General features: G+C 40.4%; 16 protein-coding genes and 1 pseudogene. 10 read left to right on the plus strand and 7 right to left on the minus strand.

All coding sequences use genetic code 11. From position 1 onward, the window contains the following. Nucleotides 1–66 precede the first annotated feature (66 nt). The 4 genes from Q4600_RS07795 to pdxY all read left to right on the plus strand — a co-directional run bounded on the left by Q4600_RS07795 (nt 67) and on the right by pdxY (nt 6094). Entirely contained in the window at nt 67–969 is a 903-nt protein-coding gene (locus Q4600_RS07795; protein WP_303514989.1) for a LysR family transcriptional regulator, read from the plus strand. Between the two features lie 436 nt (nt 970–1405). Then, nucleotides 1406–3109 (plus strand): aspartate-alanine antiporter, encoded by a 1704-nt coding sequence (gene aspT, locus Q4600_RS07800; protein WP_102529439.1) that lies wholly within the window; start codon nt 1406–1408, stop codon nt 3107–3109. A 112-nt stretch (nt 3110–3221) separates the two neighbouring features. Then, entirely contained in the window at nt 3222–4838 is a 1617-nt protein-coding gene (locus tag Q4600_RS07805; protein ID WP_303514993.1) for a bifunctional aspartate transaminase/aspartate 4-decarboxylase, read from the plus strand. Nucleotides 4839–5239: 401 nt separating this feature from the next. Further along, the gene (pdxY, locus tag Q4600_RS07810) at nt 5240–6094 is read left to right on the plus strand and encodes a pyridoxal kinase PdxY (protein ID WP_102529437.1); all 855 of its coding nucleotides are present in this window, start codon (nt 5240–5242) and stop codon (nt 6092–6094) included. 118 nt (nt 6095–6212) lie between these two features. Here the strand turns inward: pdxY and Q4600_RS07815 are convergent, their stop codons facing one another. From Q4600_RS07815 to Q4600_RS07825, 3 genes are all read right to left on the minus strand, one after another. After that, nucleotides 6213–7409 carry an alginate export family protein gene (locus Q4600_RS07815; protein WP_102529436.1) on the minus strand — a complete coding sequence of 399 codons (1197 nt, stop codon included), beginning with the start codon at nt 7407–7409 and terminating at the stop codon, nt 6213–6215. Between the two features lie 305 nt (nt 7410–7714). Next, nucleotides 7715–8209 (minus strand): Tfp pilus assembly protein FimT/FimU, encoded by a 495-nt coding sequence (locus Q4600_RS07820; RefSeq protein WP_303514996.1) that lies wholly within the window; start codon nt 8207–8209, stop codon nt 7715–7717. A 186-nt stretch (nt 8210–8395) separates the two neighbouring features. Then, nucleotides 8396–8926 (minus strand): NUDIX hydrolase, encoded by a 531-nt coding sequence (locus Q4600_RS07825; RefSeq protein ID WP_248955416.1) that lies wholly within the window; start codon nt 8924–8926, stop codon nt 8396–8398. Nucleotides 8927–9259: 333 nt separating this feature from the next. Between Q4600_RS07825 and Q4600_RS07830 the strand changes: the two genes are divergently transcribed. Further along, nucleotides 9260–10339, plus strand: a complete 1080-nt coding sequence (locus tag Q4600_RS07830) for a YHYH protein (RefSeq protein ID WP_303514999.1) — start codon at nt 9260–9262, stop codon at nt 10337–10339. 76 nt (nt 10340–10415) lie between these two features. Then, the gene (locus tag Q4600_RS07835; RefSeq protein ID WP_303515001.1) at nt 10416–11075 is read left to right on the plus strand and encodes a hypothetical protein; all 660 of its coding nucleotides are present in this window, start codon (nt 10416–10418) and stop codon (nt 11073–11075) included. A gap of 15 nt (nt 11076–11090) precedes the next feature. Here the strand turns inward: Q4600_RS07835 and Q4600_RS07840 are convergent, their stop codons facing one another. Continuing rightward, the gene (locus Q4600_RS07840; protein WP_102529431.1) at nt 11091–11411 is read right to left on the minus strand and encodes a hypothetical protein; all 321 of its coding nucleotides are present in this window, start codon (nt 11409–11411) and stop codon (nt 11091–11093) included. 302 nt (nt 11412–11713) lie between these two features. On the opposite strand from Q4600_RS07840, the gene Q4600_RS07845 reads away from it, so the two are divergent. The 3 genes from Q4600_RS07845 (at nt 11714) to Q4600_RS21170 (ending at nt 13961) form a co-directional block, all read left to right on the plus strand. After that, nucleotides 11714–12520: an SDR family NAD(P)-dependent oxidoreductase gene (locus Q4600_RS07845; RefSeq protein ID WP_102529430.1), complete on the plus strand. Its 807-nt coding sequence runs from the start codon at nt 11714–11716 to the stop codon at nt 12518–12520. A gap of 498 nt (nt 12521–13018) precedes the next feature. Beyond that, the gene (locus Q4600_RS07850; RefSeq protein ID WP_102529429.1) at nt 13019–13198 is read left to right on the plus strand and encodes a PA3496 family putative envelope integrity protein; all 180 of its coding nucleotides are present in this window, start codon (nt 13019–13021) and stop codon (nt 13196–13198) included. A gap of 637 nt (nt 13199–13835) precedes the next feature. Beyond that, nucleotides 13836–13961, plus strand: a complete 126-nt coding sequence (locus Q4600_RS21170; protein WP_368501619.1) for a hypothetical protein — start codon at nt 13836–13838, stop codon at nt 13959–13961. On the opposite strand, the pseudogene Q4600_RS07855 reads toward Q4600_RS21170, so the two are convergent. Together Q4600_RS07855 and Q4600_RS07860 are read right to left on the minus strand one after the other, a co-directional pair. After that, nucleotides 13951–15591: pseudogene (locus Q4600_RS07855) on the minus strand (alpha-amylase family glycosyl hydrolase); the annotation flags it as partial. The gene Q4600_RS21170 and the pseudogene Q4600_RS07855 overlap by 11 nt on opposite strands. 58 nt (nt 15592–15649) lie before the next feature. Then, entirely contained in the window at nt 15650–16726 is a 1077-nt protein-coding gene (locus Q4600_RS07860) for an aldo/keto reductase family oxidoreductase (RefSeq protein ID WP_303515007.1), read from the minus strand. 207 nt (nt 16727–16933) lie between these two features. Here Q4600_RS07860 and Q4600_RS07865 point away from each other — a divergent pair, with 207 nt between their 5' ends. Then, on the plus strand, nt 16934–17839 hold the full coding sequence (locus tag Q4600_RS07865; protein WP_303515010.1) for a LysR family transcriptional regulator: 906 nt from the start codon (nt 16934–16936) through the stop codon (nt 17837–17839). Nucleotides 17840–17918: 79 nt separating this feature from the next. On the opposite strand, the gene Q4600_RS07870 is transcribed toward Q4600_RS07865, so the two are convergent. After that, entirely contained in the window at nt 17919–18647 is a 729-nt protein-coding gene (locus tag Q4600_RS07870) for an energy transducer TonB (protein WP_303515014.1), read from the minus strand. Nucleotides 18648–18735: the final 88 nt, after the last annotated feature.

The following is an 18735-nucleotide window of genomic DNA, read 5'->3' on the forward strand; positions in this document are numbered from 1 at the left end:
TGCATCAAATGACGTAGCTTGGCGAGTCACTTAACCAGAAATAATGATAAATGGAGCCCATACCCGATGAATTTTAGCTTAGAGCAATTACGCGCATTCGTTGCGGTTTATGAACAGCGATCATTTAGTAAAGCTGCAGTTAAGTTAGATAAGCACCGTACAACTATTGGGCAAGTGATTACCAACCTAGAAGACGAGGTCGCAGTCGCTTTATTTAATCGTGTTGGTCGCAGTGTCGAAGCAACAGAAGATGGTGAGCTGCTTTACACTTACGCCAAAACAACGGTTCAACAAGCACTGACTTTCGATAAAGTGGCGCTCAGTTTATCTTTTGGTGGGCTTGAATCTATTACTATCGCTTATGGCAGCTTTATGTCACCAGGGCTCTTAACCGACATTCGTCTTAAGTTGCTGGAAGAGTTTCCCAATATGAAAGTGCACTATGTTGTTCGCACGAAACCAGAAATCAAAAAAGGCATTGAAGATGGCAGTATTCATCTGGCTATTGTCAATGTTTACAACAGTAAAGTGGTTAATAGTATCGACTTTACCTTCCTAAAGAATTTAGATTTTTACTTATATACAGGTAAAGATCACCCTTTGGCGACTGCCCCTAAAAATAAAACCATGTCTATGATGAAGTCATCAAAGCAGTTAATACTGAAAGCCATGCTCGATGACGACATGGAACAAAAAGTCATATTATCTTCAGATCATGAAATCATCGATCAAATGACATTAATACTAAAACTACTCGAAGCGAATGTTGGCTGGGCTTTACTGCCTAGCTTAGTGACCATATCACCAAGCTACCAAGAAAAAGTCGTTACGTTCAAATCTGAACAGTTGCTTGATCATGTTAGTGTCCCTATAGCGTTATGGGCACCATACTCAAAACAAATTGCGCCAATTAAAGAGATTGTTTCCAATATCTTTGCAGAGTATCCCTACCCTAAAGGTTTAGACTAACTTATTTGTAACTCACTTTTCTTCAAACGGCTTATTGGGTTTTACCATTAAGCCGTTTTTGTATCCGCATCACTTTTCACTTTTCACTCGGTCTGAATAGAATACGGCTTCACGACTCACCTCTTTTCATATCTCTTAAGGGATGTTTTCACAAAATCTTGCTCAAATAAAATAATCTCCTCGCTAGGAGCCTCACTTCTAGTTGCTCATAAAAATCAATAACCTAATACATAAAACTATTCTACTTTCTCTCATAACATAAGACTATGAAGGGTTTAATCCATCAAATGGGATTAATTGTGTCTAGTTTCCTGCCCTAATATTGCTGCCGAAACCACGAACTATCACTCACATTCAGTTTAATAGTGAATAAGTAAATGGTTCAAATTAACCAGTGACTATTCACTTTTGAATTTAATTTTAGGCAGCAAATATTATGAGCATTATCGAAAATCTATTTGCCGTATCTCCTTACATCGCTTTATTTATTACACTCGCGTTAGGTTACCTCATCGGTAAAATCACCATCGGCCGTTTTGTGCTGGGTGGCGTAGCAGGAACCTTAATCATGGGCGTGTTAATTGGCCAATTTGGAGTACAAATAGATCCAGGTGTAAAAACCATTTTCTTCGCGTTATTCATTTACGCAGTCGGTTATCAAGGTGGGCCACAATTTTTCAGTGCGCTTAACTTCAAAACCATCAATATCTTATTGTCAGCGGTTGTCATGACAGTCACAGGTTTACTCTGTGTACTTGCTGCAGCATTGATGTTTGATCTTGATAGCGGCACAGCTGCAGGTCTTGCAGCAGGTGGCTTAACACAATCAGCCATTATTGGTACAGCAGGTGATGCTATATCACAGCTAGGTAACGTCACCGAAGAAGCTAAACAGTTGATGCAAACCAACGTAGCAGTCGGTTATGCCGTGACCTACATCTTTGGTTCATTAGGTCCAATATTAATGGTGTCATGGTTGATTCCAACCTTTATGAAATGGGACATCCGCGGCGAAGCACTTAAGCTTGCTGAAAAAATGTCAGACGGTAAAGCAGAGCTTGCACCTGGTGAGTTTAACGCTATTAGCGATCTGGTATCTCGTGCCTATCAAATTGATGACAGCAGCGATTTTATTAGCCGCACCAGCCAACAAATCAATAAAGATTTGCTCGATATCGCTATCGAAATGATTGACCGTAACGGTAATGCCATTGAGCTTGATAAAGACATCACAATTCAAGCTGGCGACATTGTCATTGTCACAGGCCGCCGTGAAGCAATTGCAGGTTATATGAGCACTGCAACCAGCGAAGTCGCTATGCCAAAAGGCATCAACTTAATTGAAGAAAATCGCCAGCTTATTGCTAAAGATGCCAGCTTAGTGGGTAAAACCATTGCTGAAGTTAAAGCAAAAGCCAATGCGGATACTTACCGTGGTGTTTATGTCACAGACATTATTCGTGGTGGTCATTCACAAGATGTTGATGCTGACTTTATCGTCGCTAAAGACGACATCATTCAGTTAACGGGCACCGCTAAAGACATTAACCGTGTAGAGAAAAATATTGGTAAACGTTTAGGTTCAGCCTTTGCCACCGACTTTATCTTCTTTGGTTTAGGTATGGTTGCAGGTCTGCTAATTGGTCTAATCAGTTTCGAAATTGCCGGTATTCCCGTCACAATTGGTTCAGGCGCAGGTTGTTTAATTTCAGGCTTATTCGTGGGTTGGTTACGTAGCCGTAAACCTGCTATTGGCTCACTACCTCTAGGTGCATCTAACTTCTTACGTGATTTTGGTTTAGCGGTGTTTGTCGGCATTGTTGGTCTACAAGCAGGTCCAGAAGCCATTAATACCATGAAAGAACACGGTTTAACTTTATTGTTCTTGGGTATGGCAGTGACCATTATTCCACAAATCATTTCATTCTTTATTTCTTATTACGTATTGAAAATTAAGAATCCAATTGAAGCTTTAGCTTGTGTTTCTGGTGGCCGCAGCGCTAACCCAGCATTCGCAGCCTTACTTGAAAAAGCAGGCAACGCGACACCAGTATTTGCTTTCACAGTGACTTATGCCATTGCCAATGTATTGCTCACCCTTTGGGGCCCAATCATTGTCGGCATCATTTCAACTCAGTAGCTTCAACCTGACTTTTCAACGTAATAGTTTCAAACAAAACACATTTCGGCGAGTGAGTTCACTCAACTGACTCGCCAATAATCAGATTTTAAAATATCAATAGGTACATACTATGAACAAGCAAAATACTAACGACCTAATGGCAATCGATTTCACACAATTTGCCGACTTAAGCCCATTTGAACTGAAAGATAAACTTATCGAAGTTGCACAAGCAGTGCCTGATCGCACTTTGTTAGATGCTGGCCGTGGTAACCCAAACTTTTTAGCCACCTTGCCACGTAAAGCGTTCCTTCGTTTAGGTGACTTTGCATTAGAAGAGTCAGAGCGCAGCTACTCATACCTCAATGAAGGGTTTGGCGGTATCCCAGATGGTGACGGTGTGGTTGCCCGTTTCGATACTTTTGCTAAAGCGAACCAAGGCCGTGAAGGCGTTGAGTTTTTACAAAAAGCGGTTAGCTATGCCAAAGACCGTTTAGGCATCGAAAAGCAATCTTTCTTACATGAATTTGTTAACGCATTCCTTGCGTGTAACTACCCTGTACCTTCACGTATGCTGATTAACATCGAAAAAGTGGTAAAACAGTACATCGGCGAAGAAATGTATGGTGATTTGCCAATGAATTCTGACTTTGATTTGTTTGCGACTGAAGGCGGCACTGCGTCAATGACCTATACCTTCGCCACAATGGCAAACAATGGTCTGCTTAAAAAAGGCGACAAAGTGGCACTTATCACGCCAATCTTTACCCCTTACTTAGAAATTCCAGAGCTTGCTGAGTACGATCTAGAAATCGTTGAAATTCGCCTTGATGAAACCACATGGCAGTTACCGCAATCAGAAATTGAAAAATTAGCTGATACTGATATCAAACTACTTTGTGTGGTTAACCCAGCAAACCCAGCGTCAGTGAAATTTTCTGACGATACACTGAACCGCTTAACTGACTTTGTAAACACACAGCGTAGTGACTTATTTATCATTACTGATGACGTATACAGCACCTTTGCAGACAACTTTGTGTCACTGTTTGCAAAACTGCCATACAACACTTTATGTGTGTACTCATTCTCAAAATACTTCGGTGCAACCGGCTGGCGTTTAGGCACCATTGGTATCCATCACAGCAATGTGTTTGATGATGCTATGCGTGCCCTACCAGAAGCTCATCAGCTAGAGCTTGATAACCGCTACAAAACGATCACTCCTGATCCACGTAGCATTAAATTTATCGACCGTATCGTTGCAGATAGCCGTGCGGTAGCACTAAACCACACCGCGGGTTTAGCATTACCACAGCAAGTTCAAATGGCGTTGTTCTCTTTAAATTGCTTAATGGATTTAGAAGACAACTACAAAGCAGCTTGTAAACGCATTATCCGTGAACGTTACATCACCCTATACAAAAACATGGGGATTGAAGTTGAAGAAAATGTCGACCGTGTTGATTACTACACCTTACTAGAGCTAGACACTTTAGGTGGCAAACTTTATGGTGAAGCGTTTGTTGAATGGTTTAAAGACAGCGGTAAAGGCAAAGACTTCCTATTCCGTTTAGCTCACAAAACGGGAGTTATCTTACTTCCAGGTAAAGGCTTTGACGTGGTGCATCCATCAGTACGCGTTTCTTTAGCAAACTTAACTCATCACGAATACGAGTTAATTGGCCGTGAAACACGCTCAGTATTGAACGATTACTTTACTGAGTTTCAAGCAGCTACTGCGTAATGAATAACACCTGTATTGGCTCACTAAACTGAGCCAGTACTCGTGACAGTAATCGTGACAGTACTAGTGCCAAACTATTACTAAAACTATTACCAGTAATAACCATCAATACTATTGTAAATACTAACGCCAATCATTAGATTGGCGTGTTTGTATGCTCGAATAGCTTTTCTAAGAATCTTCATAAAACCTTGTGCATAAGAAAGCCTTACTGGTGGATTTCATCCATCAACAAGGATTATGACTATTCAAGATCACAGACTATCATTAGCCATATTGAAATCAATCGCGTAAGCCTTTATAAGCTAACGTTAACCAGCACCATCATTGTCAGAGCACGGCATTCTTCCAGTATTGTGCTCGCATTGTTCATCACAACTTTACTTATAATAGGTCATTACATGAAAGGTATTATTTCAATTCAATCTCACGTGGTATTTGGGCATGCAGGTAACAGTTCTGCCGTGTTCCCTCTGCAGCGCATGGGCATGGAAGTGTGGCCTATTCATACGGTGCAATTTTCAAATCACACCCAATATAAACAAGGTTGGAAAGGTCGTGCATTTTCTGCTGACGACATCAACCAACTTGTGGCAGGTATCGACAACATAGGTAAACTGGCGGATTGCCAAGCGATACTTTCAGGTTATCAAGGCACTGCAGAACAATGCCAGGCAATTATCCATACCGTTAACAGTGTAAAACAACAAAACCCTGCTGCGATTTATGTGTGCGATCCTGTGATGGGCGATCCTGAAAAAGGCTGCATTCTGGCAGACGGGATCACTGAGCAATTAATCAATGATGTCATGCCTATCGCAGATGTCATTGTGCCTAACCAATTTGAATTAACTCAATTTACAGGCATGGAAATCAATAACCTAGAACAAGCAAAACTCGCCTGCGAAAAAGCACTGACTCTAGGACCTAAAATCGTATTAGTAAAGCACCTGCACTCTATTGCTGATGACACCTTTACCATGATGTTAGCCACTGCAGATGGCATGTATATTTCCCAGCGACCACAGCTTGAATTTAACCGCCAGCCTGTTGGTGTGGGGGATTTAATATCAGCGTTGTTTACTGGGGGGCTATTACAAGACATGAGCGCAGTAACAGCATTTGAACATGCCACTAACGCTTGTTATGGGGTATTAAAAGAAACCCATAAAAGGCAAGAGTGGGAGCTACAAACCATTGCTGCTCAAGCTGAACTCGTTCAGCCAACTGAAGTCTTTCACGCCAAAGTTGTTTAAGACTTAGACATAAAAAAGCAGGAATCAATTAGATTCCTGCAAACTAGGTGGGGGGGGGAGTTACAACAGTCACTACACACCCAAAGTAGTGACTGCAAGATGTTTCATCCGCTTAGCATTAATAGTTAGCTTGGAATGTTAACCATAATTTATCGGTATCATTTGAAAAGTCATAGCCTTCATCTGCACCGCTGAAGCTGGCATATTTCACACCTAAGCTGTAATGCTTAGCAAATGGGTAAGTAGCAGCAACGCCCCACTCTGTTCCCATATCAATATCGCCATAATCTGATTCAAACTGGTGATATTTGGCTAGTAATTTAAGACCGGCAACTTTACCCGTTAAGATCACATGGGTATCGACTAAACCGTTATCCCAGTTACCTTTTCCGCCAAACAAGAATTTGTCAGTCCAACCGTTAAAGGCATGAAGTGTTGCTAATGGTGTAATAAAGCCAGCTTTACCACTATCAGAACCTAATACTTCATAACCCACTTTTGCGCCAAAGGCGTCAAAATCGATACCCGCACCTAACTTGTAGTAATCCGCGCTGTAACTTACAGGGTTATCCCCCCCTTCAGACTGCTGCGCATATTCAGCTTCATAACTGACTTTCAGCGCATCTAATTTGATATTACCCGCAGCTCGAATACCAAAGGTATCAGTAGAAAAGGCAGCAACATCAGTATTATCAATCAAGTAACCATAACCGGTTAAATTAACGAACTCTAAACCTTTATAATTGATATTGATTAAGCTGGTTTCGTTTTCATGTTCTTCTTTACCTGAACCTTCAGGGAAAATACGATTTACATTAGCGACATACGCATAGTAAGCCGTCAAGTTTTCAATCGCGGTGTTTTTAATCGAAACCGCATCATAAGTTTGTTCATTTTGACGGAAGCCCACACCACCAACAAAACGCTGGTTATCTAATAATATGCGTTGGCGACCTAATTTAGCTAACGTTTCAGCAGGGCCTTTATACCCAATAAAACCTTGGTTGATTTGGGTATATTTATAATCACCGATCAGTGGTTCATTATCCGTAGAGCGAACATCATCAACTTCCGCTACTGCAAATAAATTATATATATCACCTGTTTGATAAGTTAAACGTGTGCGTAATGTGGTTTGGTTTTGTTGATCCACATTGGCAACATCGACATCTTCATAGCGCAATCTAAATTGCACATTCACTGACGAGTCATCGATAAAGGCTTTTTTCAATGGGTCAACAGTTTCAGTTTCAGCATAGGCCGTAGAAGTCGCTAAACTGGCAAGAACGGCTAATGTGAGGGTACTTAATTTCATTTATTGTAATCCTTTTATTTCATCATCTCGAGTGATGTTATAAAGGTGAAATGAAATGAAATAATTGATCTAGAACAATGTTACAAAAGAGCTACAATTACGCATCAATATTTGTGAGCCAGATCATTAACTTATACTAAATTAGCATACCTCGAAATAGGTATTTTTAGCATTGACTCATATATTATTTACTAAATAATTGATTACCGTTTTACTTTTATCCTGCCAATAAAGCCTAAATAAAAATGACTATCCAAAAAAAAGCCTGAAATAAGCATTTCAGGCTTTTTAAAACTTAGGCAAATTTAGCAACCTGTATCAGTTATTTGATAGAAAGCGGGCTCTGAATTGTTACCATCAACCAAATAGTGCAATGAGCAATTACTGCTTATGTCATAACCTTGAGGAAATATATACACGCCAGAGTTTGGAATATTGTAAATCCCCCAATCTTCACTAAATTCATCAGTTGCTCCTGCCATCTGAGCGAACGAGCCTTCTATAGCTTTAGGTAAGTTAACGTTAGTTGCTGTGATATAACCTAGGGTAGTCGATATTTTGATGCCGTTATGATCAATCTCACCGGGATCAAGTGTCTCTTGAGAGCCAATAACCGCTTTTGAATAAACTAACGAATTAGCTGATTGAATACTGCCTTGTAAGCTGCTTAAATTCGCCTTAACGGCATCGGATTTAATATCAATAAATTTAGGGGCTGCAACCACCGCAAGTACACCTAAAATAATAATAACAACCACAAGTTCAATTAAAGTAAAACCGCGTTGAATGGGGTATTTCATAACAAATATTCACTGACAACATCATATTTATCTATTGGAAAAATATGAAATAGTTAAAGGAAGGCCGATAATACTCCAACCATGAACCCGCCACTACAACATAAATAGCACTGATAAGTACATTTATTAACTTTTACACAGTTTTGTTATCAAGATCTTATTTTTTGTCGTCTGCTCTACAGCTTATTAGAGCAGCTCTTGTTTAATTAATTTGAGTAAAAAAGTTTCACGCTCAATGGATAAGCCTTTTTTGTCACTGTTCGCCATGGTATCGAGATTATGTTGGATAGCTTCATCAATATCCATCCACACGGGTTTCATACCATTGTTAATCTCATGGGACTCAAACTGGGTTTCACCCAATTCACTATCTATCTCGCAGGTATAGCAATATGACAACATATGAATCAATGTCATGCCATCGCGACTCCAAGGGCGATATTCCTCATACAAGCCAAATTCTTTAATATTACGAATTGATTTAGCGCCAGTTTCTTCTTGTAATTCTCGTACTAAACCTTGCTCAACCTCTTCATGATCATCAACCCCACCACCAGGTAAAGTGTAATCATGATAACGCTCGGTATAGAGCATTAAAATAGTATTACCTTGCAGTACAATTGCCCTCGCAGCTCGGCGAGTTAACATTGAGTCTTGCTGTTGAGCAACAAACTGACTAGGTGTGTCGGGGTGGTGGCTGGTTTTTAAATGGCGCATAACAAGATCATCAAAATAAAAACGCGCATGATACGCTATTTTTCATAGGAAATATTCTTCCCCTCATTTCGACTGCTAATAATTTTTAAATCAAAAAACATATGTAAGTATTAAAGGAAATCAATCTAATCAAACCACCCGCAACAATTAAGTAACAATCACGCTGTTTCCCCTCATTTTCTGCACCGTTTCTGCACTTTTTAACGCTAGGATAAACCAAACTCAATTAAGCAAGCGCTTAACAAGTAGACCTCTGTACCTAGAGGCTTGTAAACAGCTCTTGATAACTGCCTATTTATAAATTGCTTTTTATAACAAGTGGAAGCCCTTGCCATGAAACTCTTTGCCCCGACCAAGCAACACTCAATTAGCCTAATAAAGTCAGCCTTATTTGTACTCATCACAAGCACATTACTGGCTTGTGGCAGTAGCGATGATGATACTGCTGTTGTTGAAGATGCTGATGAAGTTATCACCACTCCAGACGACTCTACTGATGATTCAGGTGATGACTCTGATAATGACTCAGGAGATGACTCTGGTGATGATTCTGGAGACGACCCTGATAATGAAACGCCTTCAACAGGTTCAACAGATGGTGTGCTGTGTGATTATGTAAATAGCACCTATAACGAATCTGAATCGGTTTATAACACCAGTAATGCCGAGTGGACTTGCGAGGAAGGTGAACGCTTGCTTGATGCTAATGGGATCCCTGATCATGAAGTGGGATTATTTCCTAATGCAAATAATCCAAACAGCATTTATGAGCAAGATGTTTCTGCCAGTTACACCTTAACCCCTGAAGAAAGTAACACTGCTACAACCCTTGGTGGCCCCAGAGGTGTTTTAGGCTATGTACTTAATGGGGTAAAAATTGATGCGAGCACCGCAGGCACTTGTGATGACTCTGGTGATGATTGCAGTTTAGTTGGCAATGACGGCAACTGGAATATTGAAGCATTGGGCCAATCAAGTTTCAACTTTGGCACCGATGACAATAACGCCCATGTTCAACCTGGCGGTGAATACCATTACCATGGCATGCCAGAAGGCTTCGTCACTTTACAAGGTGGTAGCAGCGATAAAATGACCATTATCGGCTGGGCAGCAGATGGCTTTCCTATTTATGCTCGTTACGGCTATAGCATCGCAGACGATGCCAGTTCTGCCATTAAAACCATTACAGGCAGTTATCAGTTAGTGACCAACGCCAGCAGTAGCAGACCATCAAGCGACATATATCCATTGGGTACATTCGCGCAAGATTGGGAGTACGTAGCAGGTTCTGGTGATTTGGATGAGTGTAATGGCCGTGTTGGGGTCACTCCTGAGTTTCCTGATGGCATTTATCATTACTATGCCACTGACAGCTACCCCTACTTTCAACGTTGTGTAAAAGGTGAACTGTAAATAACTGTCTAACTATTGGCATCATGATGAAGTCAATGGAGCCATCAAGCATAAAACCTATTAAGAGTATGAGTACATGAAATTAATAAAGAAACTCGCTGCAGGGATCACTACTTGTATCACCTTGAGTGGATTAACATTCTCATCTGTTCAGGCACATATGATGGTGGCCCAACATGGCACAATTAACTTAGTCGATGATGGTGCCTTTATGGTGCTATCACTGCCGGTGTCGGCGTTTCATTTTCTTGATAATAGTCTGACTGAACTTCATGGCTCTGATGCTGCTGATCTCTATGATGCTGATGCTGCTGATGGCTCTGATGATGTTGATAAAAAAATCGGCAATATATCAATGTCGAACCTGAGCATTGATCAAAATAATGACGGAAAACTATCATCTGATGAATTACAACAGCATCGACAACAAATAAGCCGCATCATTCTACAACGGGTAAGTTTACGCGATGCTACCGGACCATTGCCTCTGCAAGGGTTGATCATTTCATTGGCTTCACATGGTTCTCCTAAACAGCCATCAGATCAAATCATCGTTATGGGCAGGTTCAAACTCAACAACAGTCAAGATCCCCTCATATTTGAGAATCAATTATTTGGTAAAAGTTTCAGTGAACAAGTGATTGATATGAGTGTCACTCGGCAAGAGGATAAGCAGAAACAAGTATTTCAAGTTTCAGCTAACGCGCCATCACACAGATTGTTTCCGGCCAAATAAATGCGCTGGCACGCCCTAGTCATTCATCATGGACTCACACTCAAAGCCTTGGCGCATTGAGTCAAATCGACACTGAGAACCACATTGCCACGGCGCATTATCATATTTAGCTGATACCGTTTGAGCGTGAACTTTGCAGGACTGATAATCGGTGAAGTCGGTGTCCATTTCGTAGGCAGCTGAAGTATAGCCATTTTTATACACAAACGAGCTCCATACTGCAGGCCCCTTATGTTGATTAGACTGATTAATCATTATCACCGCTGTGATAACAGCAATCAGTAAAATTAAGACAACTACGATAGAAATGGCATTGGAATTTTTTGAAACGGTCATAAGTATCAGCACAGCTTTCGAAAAGGATTAGCATAAACTTTAACATGATATTTGCAATCAAAAATGCGGCCAACATCTAGTCTACAGTGATTAATAAAAGCTTACTCACGCCCTCTATTATTAACAAAACCTATAAACTAATTCTACTGAACTCTCGCTTATCAATCGCTTTATACCTGCTAACATTAATATATTGAATGTGCGGGCGTTAGGTTTATAAAACATCAATTTTTAAGCCTTGAAGTCTTAAAAATGAAACCTTAAAGGCAGTCCCGTAACTTATTAATCACTAGGAACTCATCATGCAAAAGACGATTCTTGTTACCGGCTCTACCGATGGCATTGGTTTAGAAACAGCAAAGATGTTAATTGCTGAAGGTCATAAGGTGTTATTACATGGCCGTAATCCAAATAAACTGACTGACGTTGTTAATCTATTAGCAACAGCGGCAGATGAATCACAAATTGAGTCTTATGTTGCCGACTTATCGAGCATGGAAGAGGTAAGAGCTTTGGCTAAACAAATCAAAGCCAAGCATAATCACCTTGATGTGCTAATTAATAACGCAGGGGTTTATAACCCAAGCACATTAATTACCCTAGATGGCTTAGATTCACGTTATGCGGTTAATACTTATGCGCCCTATTTATTAAGCCAATTATTACTGCCTATCATGGATTCAAGTAGTCGTATCGTTAACTTATCTTCTGCAGCACAGGCTGCATTTTCTGCCAATGATATGGCTAAACCAAGCCCATTGTCTGACTCAACCGTATATGCCCAAAGTAAGTTGGCACTGACGATGTGGTCACGCCATTTAGGGTTAGCGATTAAAGGAACAGGCCCAATGATTGTGGCAGTTAACCCAGCATCAATGCTTGGCAGTAAAATGGTCAAACAAGCATACGGCGTTGCAGGTGGCGACTTATCGATTGGCGCAGATATATTAACTCGCGCAGCGTTAGCTGATGAGTTTGCAGAGGCAACAGGGCAATATTTTGATAATGATAGAGGACAATTCGCCTCTCCTCACCCTGACGCTTTAGATGTGGCTAAAACAGCAAAAGTGGTAGACGTGCTAGAGCAAGTGCTTACAGAGCTGAGTTAAATTAAGTTAAGTCAGTCTTTCTTTTTAAAATAAAACTACGGGTATTTATAACAATACCCGTACTGTCTTATATAAATTAACCACTACTATTTTTACAACGAACGCTTTCAATAATATCAATATAGTTAAGTATTGCAGCAACTAAACGCTTTAAAATTTTTCAGCTTGAAGCTAAACAAGCAGTTTAGTTGAGTCGCTAAATGACAATAAAAAAGCTAAAACTGCTGCGATTTCAAACAATTTAGTCAGCCACTCATCAATTAAAATATGACTCATATCTCCTTTTGAAACTTTAAAAAAAAATTGTTATCCAGATCGCATTTTTATTTTGAAACTCCTGATAAATTCCAGATTAAGCACACACTAATATAGTGTTCACAACCACCAATACTAAGTGCTTGTAGTTTGGGCTTTATGATTGATATCGAACGGACTTTCTATTTCAAGGGCGACTCATTCCCCAACAAGAAAGCCATGTCTCGATAGAAAGGATATTTTATGGCTGAAATTATTGACCTTGTTCCAAATAACACTGAAATCGATGGGTTTGACAAACCATCTACTCCAAAAGCAAAAGAAGATATGTTGCATAGACGCGAGGTGAAAAGACGCCTTGAAGACTACTTAGAAGCACAACAACTTAAACGTGCTATGGGTGGCGATGATTTCTTTGCTTAACACATTATTGTATTCAAACACCCTGTTTATCTATTCTGCATAAGCGTGCATTTCTCCACCATGCTTTCCGTGCATCATTAAGCTCAAGTGACTTCTCCAACACTGAGCTTAATGAACCACGCATCCATTATTTGTGCTGTTACGCTGCTTTATTTATACAAAATTGGCATAAAAAAACCACAGTTTTCATCAACGTTCAACGCTACAGATACCAGTAACTTCACGTTTAAAAATCCGTGGTTAGGAGTAAATTGAAGGGGGGAACTCCTGAAGACTAATGCCCATTATTATCGTTTTATTTGATATACCCCATAACTTAAGCGAGGCATTGAGACTGTGATAGCTTGTTTTTCAACGTCAATTAAGTGGCTTGAATCTACATTGCTAGAAGGTAAGCCGTTATAATATAAATCACCAGCAGCCTTAAAGGTTTTCAATACATCTTCAATCGCCGTGATAGGCTCACCTTTATCTGTCATATCAATTTCAATGCTTGCAGATTGATTACCAGAATTAAACACAATCAAATATTCTTCACCACTCGTTTCATCCACTCTAGCAAAGGCAAACATGCCGCTGTTCGCTTGAATTGCTGAATCTTGGATTATTGAATCTTGGATTGTTGAATCTTGGATTGTTGAATCTTGGATTGTTGAATCTTGGATTGATGAAGCTTGGATTGATGAATCTTGGATTGATGAAGCTTGAATTGATGAGACTTGAATTGTTGAATCTTGGATTGTTGAAGCTTGATAGTATCTAGGTTGATATACGCCACGACGTAAGCTTCTATGCTCTTTCCTAAGCTGACTGAGGGCTGATATCGCCTTAAATAGTGGATGGGATTGATTAAAATTATCTTCAGCAGTCGTCGCTGAAGTCCCCATTAAGACATTATCGTTATAGCTGTTTACCTTTGATGGAAACATGTCTTCTCTTGCATCAATATCGTTACCATCACCAGTAAAGCCTTGCTCATCACCGTAATATACAACGGGGATCCCGCGCGATAAAAACATAAACGCATGGGATAAAATACTCCGCTGTAACTTTTCAGCTGCCGTCAATTCAAGTCCTGAGCCATTAATAAAATACCCCGCTCGCCCCATGTCATGGTTACTTAAAAAGGTCATCAATAAATCTGCTTGGCTATCTTCATCTTGATACAACACATCTTGCTCAAATAACTGTTTAGCTAATAGCGGGCTTTTACCACGATAAAAAATATCAGCAGCGACATCCTGAAAAGCAAAGTCTAATACCGAGGGCAATTTACCTTCTGTGGTATACAAACTGAGATGATGTGGGTTAGTGTCGTAGACCTCGCCAAATACATGAAAATTAGGAATGCCTTGTTGATTGGCATAATCAATAATTGCTGGCGTAAAAGTTTGCCAGAATGACAAATCAACATGACGCACAGTATCGATGCGAAACCCGTCAGGCTTAAACTCGGCTATCAATTGCTGATAAATTTCAATCATCCCTTTGAGCACTTGAGGATTTTTAGTATTAAGATCGTCAAGGCCATTAAAATCACCATTAAGTGAGCTTTCACCTTTAAAGCTACTATCACCTTGATTATGGTAATACTGCGGATCGTTCAACCACTCTGGCACTTTAATATCAGCGTGTTCATCAAGTATAAATGGTGAGTATTGTTCTGTTTTAGATGTGCTTAATGGCTTGTATTCACAATGGTCTAGACCTTGACGGAATTGACCGTCTTGTTGATGGCACTCGCTATAGCGGATGATGTCTGCGGTGTGATTAGTGATGATGTCAAAAAACACCTTCATTCCCCGCTGGTGAGCAGCATTGATTAAGGCTTTAAGATCATCATTACTACCAAAGTGTGGATCAATTTCACTAAAATCGACAATCCAATAACCGTGATGTGCAATGCCGTCTTTTTGAATCGCCTGATTTCTCAGTAGTGGTGTCATCCAAATAGCTGTGATCCCTAGAGACGCCAAATAATCTAATTTCTGCTCAATCCCAGTAATATCACCACCATGAAAACCACGCGTTGACGCCTTATCGACACCACCGTGAGATATTCCTGACAATGCGCCATTATCGTTAGCTTCGTTGCCATTATTAAATCGATCTGGCAATACAAAATAAAAAATGTCATCCCTAATATCTCGATGTAGATAATCTTGGTAAATATCTAACGATGATGGGGGTTCGCTTACGTTCGATTCCCTTGATATTGATTGCGTGGATGCTAATTCAAAAGCCGCTGACTCGGTTTGGGATGATTCAGTTTGGGATGACTCGGCTTGAGATGACTCACTTATGAGGCAACCTAGGAGCAGCACTCCTGCATTGACAGTGACTAAAACAAGCCTTGCTACACCCAATGTAGTTTTTGATAATATTGATTTCATATTTGTTCTTAATCCATTAATAGTTCAAACAAAAGTGCCACAACGAAGTGATATAAAGTTAAGGTAACTCTTCACCTTTTGCGCTCACATATAAGGCATACCAATGTTCACGGGAAAGTTTCAAGCCAATAGCTTGCTGACAAGCTGAAATTCTTTGTAAGTTCGTAGTACCAATGACGGGCTGAATTTGCGCAGGATGCTGCATTAACCAAGCAAGTAAAATGGCTTCCTTGCTAACACCGTAATCTGCGGCTAATCGCGCTACTAATTTACTGGTTTGTTGAACCGCAATTGGTTGACTACTTGCATCGGCTCCAGTGTAAATCCCCTGACACAAGCTCCCCCAAGACTGCACTTGCAGACGGTTCTGCTGGCAATACGCTAATGTACCAGGGGTAAAGTTAACCCCAGCGCCTGCCTGATTACCCGCATAAACAGTTTCATCGAGCCAATCTTGCTTGTGTAAACTCAACTCAATTTGGTTGACAACTAAAGGTGTATCAAGCGCTTGTTGAATGGCAGATACTTGATGATGCTGCATATTAGAAACACCCAAGAATCGTACTTTTCCTGCATCACGTAAACGATGGAACGTGTCTGCGATTTCCTCTGTCTCCATGAGTGGATCTGGGCGATGCAATACCAACACATCAAGGTAATCGGTTTGTAATTGTTGCAAGCTTTTATCAACGCTGTGGTTAATCCATTGCGCTGATAAATCGTAACGCTTTGGCCCTAGATCATCTTCAAGACGGATACCGCATTTGGTTTGAATAAACATCTTTTCACGTAATTCAGCACGAGCTGACAACACCTGACCAAACACTTGCTCTGCTTTACCAAAGGTATAAATATCAGCATGGTCAAAGTAGTTAATTCCCTGTGCTAAAGCCGTATCTATAACCTCGTGAGCTTGATTTCGATCAGCTGCGCTAATGGCATGATTATTCCAGCCACCACCTAGTCCCATGCAGCCATAAACCACTCGGCTAACGTCTGGTAAGTGTTGCGCAAGCGCCAAAGGCTTAACGTTGACTTGTTTTGCATTTATTGCTGAGTTTGAACCCGTGACTGATTTTGAATTAATAACTGATTTTGAATTAATAACTTGAGGCTCGGTTAAAGATGCATTCATTGAAAGGCTTCGCTCGTTATCGGCACATTTTAGATAACAATCAGTGTAAGCATTGAGCAGCAATGAGGAACCGTATTTACCAAAATCATTGTTTGTTATAGCTACCAATAAAAGAATACAATTCGTTTTAAAAGATAATGATGAATAGTTTAAGATAATTAATTTAAGATGATGATTTTAGGGTGTTGATTTTAAGATGATGATGACATGAGCCGAGAACACAAGAAATTTGAACGGCTATTTCTGTTCAGTGAAGTCGCAAAACAATTAAGTTTTACTGAAGCCGCAGCAACGCTTGGGATCTCAAGAGGATATCTTTCTGAGCAAATTAGACAGCTTGAAAAAGAGTTCGCCAGACCCTTACTCATCCGCACCACTCGCAGTGTAAAACTCACGCCTCAAGGTGAGCTTATCCTTGCAAGCATGAGCCATGTAAAACAGTCGCTTTTAGATTTAGACCGACAGATCCGTCATGAGAATAACAGTATTGCAGGACGGATTAAAATCACCGCACCAAGTCAATTTACCCAGCGTTATTTATTAGCTATCTGCAGTGAGTTTCAGCAACAACATCCACAGATTAGCTTTAGTCTCGATAGCAGTTACACCACCCATGACCTTGCCAAAAGTGATTTTGATTTAGCGATTCGCGCGACTAACACACCACCACAAAATATGGTGGCAAAAAAGCTGTTTTCTTATCAGCACATTTGCTGTGCTTCCCCTCAATACCTTAACCGTAATGGTATGCCTCAACGGGTGACAGATTTAACTAAGTATGAATGCCTAACAGCAACGGAGTTTACTGAATGGCCATTAAATGGCGAGTCATTACCTATATTAAGTAGCCTTAGCGTTAATGACAATCACATGCTCAAATCGTTAGCCATTGCCGGACAAGGAATTATTATGGTGCCCGAATACTTAGTGGACAAAGAAATAGCCTCAGGGCAACTCATTACAGTATTACCACAGGTAAGCACTGTCTCTTCAGCCACGTATTTGATGCATCCACAATTGATCCATCAATCAGCTAGATTGTCTCGCTTTATCGAATTTACCTTGCAATGGATAGCCAATAATTTACCGCCCTCTCAGCAAGCTGCCAGCTAATCATTCTTCCTTGCCGATAAATTTAGTCGACAAAAAACCTATCAATACTTGATAGGTTTTAGTGCGAATAAGCTCAAGTTTAGTTAGCCTGATCAAGGCTAAAGTCTAGCCTCACTTGCAGCCCTTTTTGTTCAATGGCTTGCCCTGCAACCGTTTTAGGTTTGTACTTCCAATTATTAATCGCTTGTATTGCCGAGCGATTAAACACTCTTTTGGGCTCAGCCTCCATCACTTGAGCATTGATCACTTCGCCCGTCTTACTAATATCAAACATCACAATCACATAACCCTCTTTACCATCTCGCGCTGCTGCCATGGGATATTGCGGTGAAACCTGCACAACAGGCATAGCATCTCCATCATTGTAGCTACGATCATAGTTCTCTTTTGGCACAGGTAAGGCTTCAGGCGTAAAACCTTTAATGACGTCAGCATCTCCCTCTGAAGAAGTTGGCATAGGAGTACGATCAATAATTGCAGGCACTTTTTGAGGTTGCACCCTGATTTTTTTGATCACTTTTTGAGGCTCTTGTGGCTTTTGAAAAAAGTTAATCACTGGCAATGGAGCAGGTTCATCAACATATACAGCGTCACTTTTAACTAATTGCGCCATGAAAACGAATAACGCTAAAGTGACAATTGCGCCTAACAACATAATTCCAGCTTTAGTGATTAGCTGACGTGGTGCTAACAATCCCCCCTCTGAAACAAGGGCATTGCCCATATGCTGCATCACTAAATTTACTTGGTTATGCAACTGAGTTTGCGCCTGAACTTGAAGCTTAAAGATGATATTGGATTTGATCATAGACATTCCTTGTTATTTATTATTAAAACAATAGGTGGTGCCTTTTAACCTCTAGTTGCCAATTAAGTTAACTGGCAAATATTTTGTT

Origin of the sequence: Shewanella sp. 2_MG-2023, assembly GCF_030548905.1 — a bacterium.
In the GTDB taxonomy this organism is placed as follows: domain Bacteria; phylum Pseudomonadota; class Gammaproteobacteria; order Enterobacterales; family Shewanellaceae; genus Shewanella; species Shewanella electrodiphila.